At 42.4% G+C, this 7453-nt stretch carries 9 protein-coding genes and 1 pseudogene; 4 read left to right on the top strand and 6 right to left on the bottom strand.

All coding sequences use genetic code 11. The features are described 5' to 3' along the window. A pseudogene (locus tag GNF10_RS38125) lies at window positions 1–206 on the top strand (hypothetical protein); the annotation flags it as partial. Here the strand turns inward: GNF10_RS38125 and GNF10_RS33520 are convergent. Next, window positions 184–618 (bottom strand): NUDIX hydrolase, encoded by a 435-nt coding sequence (locus GNF10_RS33520; protein ID WP_114084693.1) that lies wholly within the window; start codon window positions 616–618, stop codon window positions 184–186. The pseudogene GNF10_RS38125 and the gene GNF10_RS33520 sit on opposite strands and share 23 nt — an antisense overlap. A 24-nt stretch (window positions 619–642) precedes the next feature. Continuing rightward, window positions 643–1116, bottom strand: a complete 474-nt coding sequence (locus GNF10_RS33515) for a hypothetical protein (RefSeq protein WP_311774255.1) — start codon at window positions 1114–1116, stop codon at window positions 643–645. 264 nt (window positions 1117–1380) lie between these two features. Here GNF10_RS33515 and folD point away from each other — a divergent pair, with 264 nt between their 5' ends. From folD to GNF10_RS33500, 3 genes are all read left to right on the top strand, one after another. Further along, entirely contained in the window at window positions 1381–2259 is an 879-nt protein-coding gene (gene folD, locus GNF10_RS33510) for a bifunctional methylenetetrahydrofolate dehydrogenase/methenyltetrahydrofolate cyclohydrolase FolD (protein WP_185585797.1), read from the top strand. 187 nt (window positions 2260–2446) lie between these two features. Continuing rightward, window positions 2447–3379, top strand: coding sequence for a geranylgeranyl diphosphate synthase CrtE (gene crtE / locus GNF10_RS33505; protein ID WP_185585796.1), 933 nt, complete (start codon window positions 2447–2449; stop codon window positions 3377–3379). A gap of 282 nt (window positions 3380–3661) precedes the next feature. Then, on the top strand, window positions 3662–4123 hold the full coding sequence (locus GNF10_RS33500; RefSeq protein ID WP_185585795.1) for a divergent PAP2 family protein: 462 nt from the start codon (window positions 3662–3664) through the stop codon (window positions 4121–4123). A 111-nt stretch (window positions 4124–4234) separates the two neighbouring features. Here GNF10_RS33500 and GNF10_RS33495 read toward each other — a convergent pair whose 3' ends face one another. The 4 genes from GNF10_RS33495 to GNF10_RS33480 form a co-directional block, all read right to left on the bottom strand. Further along, window positions 4235–4912: a hypothetical protein gene (locus GNF10_RS33495; protein ID WP_185585794.1), complete on the bottom strand. Its 678-nt coding sequence runs from the start codon at window positions 4910–4912 to the stop codon at window positions 4235–4237. Window positions 4913–5117: 205 nt separating this feature from the next. Next, entirely contained in the window at window positions 5118–5447 is a 330-nt protein-coding gene (locus GNF10_RS33490) for an MgPME-cyclase complex family protein (protein ID WP_185585793.1), read from the bottom strand. Between the two features lie 65 nt (window positions 5448–5512). Next, a complete protein-coding gene (locus GNF10_RS33485; protein ID WP_185585792.1) occupies window positions 5513–6232 on the bottom strand; it encodes a SnoaL-like polyketide cyclase in 720 nt (239 codons plus the stop codon). 133 nt (window positions 6233–6365) lie between these two features. Next, the gene (locus GNF10_RS33480) at window positions 6366–7091 is read right to left on the bottom strand and encodes a pyridoxine 5'-phosphate synthase (protein WP_185585791.1); all 726 of its coding nucleotides are present in this window, start codon (window positions 7089–7091) and stop codon (window positions 6366–6368) included. Window positions 7092–7453 lie beyond the last annotated feature (362 nt).

The raw sequence follows: 7453 nt of genomic DNA, 5'->3' as shown, positions 1-7453 counted from the left end.
CCACAAGAGTTATAACTTTATTTTGGCTTCTAGGAGAGGAGGCAGGGGGCAGGGGGCAGAGGAGCAGAGGGGCAGGGAGCAGGGAGCAGGGAGCAGGGAGCAGGGGAGATGAGGGAGACAAGGAGATAAACAAAACTCCTAACTCAGCACTCAGCACTCCTAACGCCCAATTCCCAATTCCCATTAAGATTGATTTCTCTCCATAAAATCCAACATAATTTGCCGATGTGTATTCCCCAAAGGGCGTACTTCGCGGGCGTTTTGCGAATAACAGTTACCTTGGTGAATATCTTCTGGGGTCAATAATCCCATATCCCAGCCTTCATTTAAAACCAGTTGATTTAATTCCACCAATAATGGTGCATGAAAGACATGACGGACAACTCTTTCGTCGGTATAACAGCCAAATTCTACAAAGGGTGGTAGCTCATAGCCGATTTCTTCTAAAATTTCTCGTTTCACTGCGATATCTGGCGTTTCACCAGGTTCGATATGACCGCCAAATAGCGCCCAGTAACCAGGGTAGAGAATACCGGGGATGTTGTCGCGTAGTTGCATAAGAAACTTGTTTTCTTGATAGAGAATTGCGATCGCTACATGCACCGGTTGATTGTTCATATATTATTAATTTTTAATTGCTGATTACTCTTCTTCTAGATAAACTTCCCCCAATTCTTTACCACCTAAAGGGATGCTTTGGTAGCGAATTTTACCCTTAATCACCACTTGCGCTCCCTTCGCTAGATTTTTTTGATTGGTGATAACCCAAATTTTGCCAGTAGAGTCATTAATTTGATAAGCCCATTGCTTCATCAGAGGAGCTTTTTTTTCTACCTGACCTTGGATGTAAACTATAGCCCGATTGTCTTGTTCTGGTTTAATTTCTCGAATTGGCGTGACATTGCTACCAATTTGGAAATTAGTCCCATTCAAGCCAGATGAGGTTAAACTACCACAACTACAAAGTCCCACCACCAATAAAAAAATCAACCCCAGACGGTAAGAAACAATACTATGCGCGGATAAGAACGAAAGGGGCAAATTTCTTGTTTGTTGCATGAAAGCCACTGATTGAGCAAATTTTTGCTTCACTGCTTGCTTTGTCGCCAGTTTCATTAGGTCAGTTCCCATCTATAATATTCTTTCTCTGTGGTTTCAGAAACACGCTCTTAACTGAGCAAAAAATGTTCTGAATTTCAGCCTGCAATTCTTTATTCTTCAGATAAAGCCGTTGATCTGAGAAAATAAGCATTATGGATTGACTGTGAGAGAAACGCTACGACATCAAGCAGATACACAATAATAGTTAAAAGTCAATAGACAATATTTTTACTCTAGACCTTGGACAAAAAGCGAATTAATTTATAGTTGGGAATTTTCATGGAAACAAAAACTGCCAAACTTCTTGATGGGAAAGCTTTAGCCGCAAAAATTCAGCAAGAACTTTCTGTAGCCATTACACAATTAAAACCAGAGATTGGACGACCCCCTGGTTTAGCAGTGTTAATGGTTGGTGATAACCCAGCGTCAGCCGCTTATGTCCGCAATAAAGAAAAAGCTTGTGCAAAAGTTGGCATCGCCTCTTTTGGTAAGCATTTTCCTGCCGAAACTACCTTTGGGGAGTTACAAGAGGTCATTGCTGCACTAAACCACGATGAACGGGTGGATGGAATTCTTGTGCAGCTGCCCTTACCTAAGCACTTGGATGGTGTTGCTCTGCTACATCAAATTGATCCCGATAAAGATGCTGATGGACTGCACCCAGTTAACCTAGGGCGACTAGTACGGGGAGAAATCGGTTTACGCAGCTGCACCCCGGATGGTGTGATGCGGCTTTTGCAGGAATATGAGATTACATTGCAAGGAAAACAGGCAGTAGTGGTGGGACGGAGTATTTTGGTGGGTAAACCTATGGCGCTGATGCTACTAGAAGCTGATGCTACAGTCACAATCGCTCATTCGCGATCGCATGACCTCAAAAGCATCACCCAAAATGCTGATATTCTAATTGCAGCAGCAGGTCGTCCCGGACTCATCACTGCTGATATGGTAAAACCAGGTGCTGTTGTGGTAGATGTGGGAATGAATCGTGTCACCGATGCTAGTGGCAAAAGTCGCTTAATTGGAGATGTTGACTTTGAATCAACTGCTGGTGTAGCAGGATTTATCACCCCCGTTCCTGGTGGTGTTGGCCCTATGACTGTTGCCATATTGTTACAAAATACCTTCACCAGCTATTCCAGAGCAGCAAGAAAATGAAAGAGAGTGATGAGTTAAAAGTTAAGAATTATTAATCCTAACTCTTGTACAGACGCGATTAATCGCATCTCAACTCCTAACTCTTAATTCCTAACTCATAATTGTGAACTCTTCATTTTTTCAGCCCCACAGCACCTTAAAATTGTGACGTATAAGACAAAAATCCCAAAGTGTCAGGAATTGAAGAATGGTAGCAACTGATAACGTTCAAAAGACACCACCAGAGGAAGCCACATTTAACTTAGTAGCCTATCTCAAAGAGCGACAAAAGCTTTGTGATAATGCTTTAGATCAGGCTATCCCCATCATTTATCCAGAAAAGATTTATGAGGCGATGCGCTACTCGTTATTAGCTGGCGGCAAGCGTGTACGTCCCATTCTTTGTCTTGCTACCTGTGAAATGATGGGTGGCACTATCGAAATGGCTATGCCAACAGCTTGTGCTGTGGAGATGATCCACACAATGTCTTTGATTCATGACGATCTCCCAGCGATGGATAATGACGATTACCGTCGGGGAAAGCTGACAAATCATAAAGTCTATGGCGAAGATGTAGCGATTTTGGCTGGGGACGGCTTGTTGGCACTGGCTTTTGAGTTGGTTGCCCTTAAAACCCCCCAAAGCGTTAACAGAGAGCTAACCTTGCAGGTAATTGTTCGTCTTGGTCGGGCGCTGGGGGCAGCTGGTTTGGTCGGTGGTCAAGTTGTCGATTTAGAGTGTGAGGGGAAATCAGATATTTCTCTAGAAACGCTAAATTTCATTCATAGACACAAAACATCCGCCCTCTTGGAAGCTTGTGTAGTTTGTGGCGGAATCATCGCTGGGGCATCAACTGAAGATGTGCAGCGACTAACCCGTTATGCTGAAAATATTGGGCTAGCATTCCAAATCATAGATGATATTCTGGATATCACTTCTACAAAAGAGCAATTAGGTAAAACAGCTGGTAAAGACCAAAAAGCAAAGAAAGTGACCTATCCTAGCCTTTGGGGGCTTGAAGAATCGCGCTTAAAAGCCCAAGAGCTAGTTAAAGTAGCTTGTGCAGAATTAGAACCATTTGGAGACAGAGCCAAGCCACTCCAAGCGATCGCTCATTTTATTACTAGCCGCAATAACTAGCAACGCTTTTGGTAATTCGTAATTTGTAATTCGTAATTTCCATACACAAGGGTTTCATTGATTGGGAGTGGGTGGTTTATTTACATCATGCTGTACTATTACCGCCCAGCAGAATTGAAAATTCAAAATTAAAAAAGCTTATTTAATCAGCTTTTAGTCAATTTTGAATAATTGCTCTGTTTCCGCCGTGATGTACTAGGTTAATTTTGGATTTTGGGTTGAATCTAAATGTTTCCTCAACCAACAAACGCTGCTAATATTTACTAACCTAACCAAAATACCATGCAGGACATAGGCAACATTTTAGACAACCGGGTGCTGCTGGTTGCTCTGGTCGCTTGTTTAATTGCTCAAGCATTAAAACTCGTAATCGAAATCGTCAAAAATCGCAAACTGAATATCCGTGTTTTGGTGACAACCGGAGGTATGCCCAGTGCCCATTCAGCTTTAGTTACAGCTCTAGCGGCTGGTGTAGGGCAAACACTTGGTTGGGCATCTCCTGATTTTGCCCTTGCGATGGTTTTTGCCATCATTGTCATGTATGATGCAGCCGGAGTTCGCCAAGCGGCTGGTAAGCAAGCTCGTATCCTCAATCAAATGATTGATGAATTATTTCATGAAAAACCAGACTTTAGCCAAGACCGTCTGAAGGAATTACTTGGACATACACCAGTTCAGGTAATAGCTGGGTCGGCTTTGGGTATAACCATCTGTTGGTTAGCTAGTTTTGCTTATTTAAACTAGGGAAATAAATCCTTGTTTGAGCAACTATTTTTAATTGGGAACTGGTAATTTGTCAACTGACAAATTACCAAATTGGTAGATCGCATCAGTATTCTAGAAAACTTAATATCACTACAATCGCACAGTTGAGCGCAGCAGAATCACTTTACGGCTATCTACTATGCTGGCAACAAAACCGCCATTGTTCAGCTTCTGCAATGTGTTATATGCTTCACTTTGATTGGTGGTATAAACTGCCAACAAGTAAGGGCGTTGTCCATAAGAAACAAAACCTACGTTGCCTCCTACTGCTTGCTGTACGCTATTTACTAGTTCAGGACGGTTGTAATAATCTACCAACACTGCATAACCCTCTCCTAATGCTTGAGGATTATAGTTAACTGTTTGCTGAAGTGGCTGTTGCTGTAGTTGTGGCTGTGTTTGTGCCTGTGTTTGTGGCGGCTGTACATCTGCTGTTGTTGGTCGAGTGGTGATGATAGCAGACAAGCCAACAATATTACTTACATACCTTGCCCATCGATTGGCATCATCAATCTTTTTAAACCCCCCTATCCGCGTCACAGTTTCGTTGAGGTATTTGCAGGTAATGGTTTTGAGTTCAGGCGGTAAGGCGCTACGCAACTGCTTTTGATTATCAGCTGTAGGACTGACTACCAATAAAAGATACTCACCCGAAGTTGGTGGTTGACAAGCAGGAATGGCTTGTTGAGCAAAAACAGAACTCATGCCACCAATCAACCCTGCGATCGCTAATCCTAAAACACTTGGTAAAGTCTGAAATCTATGCACAAAAGTTAGATTATGTAAATCAAGGTGTCTTAGAAGATTTTATAAGAAAAAAGCTGAAAACCTACTTACTTCAGTGTGGGAATGGAAGGACTGTTACAAAACATATTTTCTTCTTAACAAATAAAATTGGGAATTGGAAATGGGGAATGGGGAAGAAGAACTATTTATGATTGCCCAATGCCCAATGCCCCATACCCAATGCCCATTAAGATACGGTAGCAAGCGATGCCAAGGCATCTGGTATTGTCTCAGAAGGAGCCTGGAATTCTCCAGTGATAACGTACTCTAAACGTAGTTTTAACCAAGTAATAAATTGGGGATTAGTTGAAATAATTGCTACTGATGGTTGGGGACACTTTGCCTTGATTTGTGCAAATTCTGATGCTTCCAAAAAAGCTGGTTGCTCAACCAACCAAAAATCTATTTGTTTTTCTTGTTCATGGTAGTGACGAGTGCGTTCTTTGATAACTTCATGTATAGGTTCTTCTTGGAGAAGAAAGCGTTGGCTAGCCAAAACGTAATAGTATGTTTGCATTTTCATCCTTTGGTTGCTGTGTGAATAAGGTAAGGGCACAGTACGACATTCTGTACCCTTATCAACTAACTCTTACGGGATTTCTTGAACCAAGAACTGAACGGACAAGCACTTCCCGACTTTTGGGCATTTGTCTGTTTGCCACCAGATGTTAGCTTTTCCAAGAACAGATTATTGTCGAAGTAGTGTTCTAAGGAAATAACCTTCAAGTCATCGGTAACTTTTGCAATGCTCATGCCGATAATTTCTATTGTCTCTCCAGTAGGTGCATGGCCTTTATATTCTCCATTAAAATGCCCCCAATGCCGCCATTTGAATGTGACATTTGGTGGCCCTGAGAAAACTTCCAGAACTTCCCAAGGAAATCCTTGGGGAAATGTTGTGTGGAAGACTTTTGCGGATGATTCAAAGGTTTCTTCTGAAGCTTTGTAATGCTCTGAATCAGGCATAAACAGATTGTAAGTACCTTGGGCCGATAAATCTGCTGCGGTATACTCTACTCCGCCATTGGTACTCACTCGAAACTGTTCATTGACAATAGATAACCATTGTTGCGGGTTAGCTTTGAAAGATACCTCCATCTCGAAGGTTCGCACTAAGTTTTGCACGATCGCTTCCAGTGTACCTTCAAGGTGATTGTGGATACTTTCTTTGGCAAGATTTTCTTTGGAACGAGAATAATCAGGCGGTGTCTGATAGCGCCACTCGACATCAGTGCTTTCTGCTATCACTTTATCTCTATCCTGTACCCAAAGTGGCAGGTTGTTAGACTGTGTTGCGCTCATAGAAGTTTTTGCTGAAGATTTGATCCCAATTTCTAGATTTCGCAGTGACAACCCCTCTTTTAAGATAAGGCAGGGGGCAGGGAGCAGGGGGAGCAAGAAAAAAACTAATTACCCATTACCCATTACCTATTCCCTATTCCCCATTCCCCTTTATAGCTTGTTTCATCTCGCGGACTGCCCTTTCTATACCTACTAATGCTGCCCGACTGATGATGGTATGACCAATGTTCAGTTCTTCCATGCCTGGAAGCGCAGCCACCGGATAGACGTTCCAATAGGTGAGTCCATGACCAGCGTTGACTCGCAATCCAGCTTGAATCGCTTGTTGACAACCTTTAGCTAATATGGCTAATTCTCGGTGGCGATTTGTTTCATCTTTAGCCTCAGCGTATTGTCCTGTGTGCAATTCGATAAACTGCGCCTTTACCTTGACAGATGCTTCGATTTGTGCGGGTTCGGCATCGATAAATAAACTAACTGGAATGCTAGCGCTTTGCAATTTATCGACTATCTCACCTATTCTAGCAATTTGGCCAATAATATCTAGTCCGCCTTCTGTTGTGACTTCTTCGCGCTTTTCGGGGACTAAAGTCACGTAATCTGGTTTGATATCGAGAGCGATCGCTAGCATTTCTTCTGTTGCGGCCATTTCTAGATTAAGATGCGATCGCACCGTTTGCCGCAATATCCGCACATCCCGGTCTTGGATATGCCGCCGATCTTCGCGCAGATGCACCGTAATTCCATCAGCACCCGCTAATTCTGCCAGCACCGCCGCCGCTACCGGATCTGGTTCTACCGTCCGCCGCGCTTGCCGGATGGTGGCAATGTGGTCAATGTTAACGCCAAGTGTAGGCACCCCAAATTTCTCCCAATTCCACAATCCTCAGAACTTGATTTTACCGGAAATTGGGAAAGTTTTGCTTGAGAAGCTCAAAACAAATTGAAGACGAGCTTCAATTATTTTCAACTGGTAGGGTGTACAACGCGAATCAAATTACCTGTCAATGGTTCGTCTTGATTAATTGCTTCATTAATTCGAGTTACCATTGGAAACCTATCAGTATCATTTGTACAAACAATAATACTTAAATGTTTAGGTGAGCTTCTATGCAGTTTGATAAAATCTTGACATTTTTTTAATTAAAAATTAGAAAGAATAGTAATTTTTAATTAATAATTTTTAATTTTTAATTGGAGCGAAGCGACTTGACAATTTAG

This window comes from Nostoc sp. UCD121 (assembly GCF_014222285.1).
In the GTDB taxonomy this organism is placed as follows: domain Bacteria; phylum Cyanobacteriota; class Cyanobacteriia; order Cyanobacteriales; family Nostocaceae; genus Nostoc.
Note: the sequence above shows the minus strand (reverse complement) of the source record. Positions and strands in the feature narration are given on the sequence as shown.

What these genes read in the sequence shown, in the direction of transcription:
- GNF10_RS33520 (WP_114084693.1), bottom strand. Translation starts at nt 618, where the DNA reads ATGAACAATCAACCGGTGCATGTAGCGATCGCAATTCTCTATCAAGAA.
- GNF10_RS33515 (WP_311774255.1), bottom strand. Translation starts at nt 1,116, where the DNA reads ATGAAACTGGCGACAAAGCAAGCAGTGAAGCAAAAATTTGCTCAATCA.
- GNF10_RS33500 (WP_185585795.1), top strand. Translation starts at nt 3,662, where the DNA reads ATGCAGGACATAGGCAACATTTTAGACAACCGGGTGCTGCTGGTTGCT.
- crtE (WP_185585796.1), top strand. Translation starts at nt 2,447, where the DNA reads ATGGTAGCAACTGATAACGTTCAAAAGACACCACCAGAGGAAGCCACA.
- GNF10_RS33490 (WP_185585793.1), bottom strand. Translation starts at nt 5,447, where the DNA reads ATGCAAACATACTATTACGTTTTGGCTAGCCAACGCTTTCTTCTCCAA.
- folD (WP_185585797.1), top strand. Translation starts at nt 1,381, where the DNA reads ATGGAAACAAAAACTGCCAAACTTCTTGATGGGAAAGCTTTAGCCGCA.
- GNF10_RS33485 (WP_185585792.1), bottom strand. Translation starts at nt 6,232, where the DNA reads ATGAGCGCAACACAGTCTAACAACCTGCCACTTTGGGTACAGGATAGA.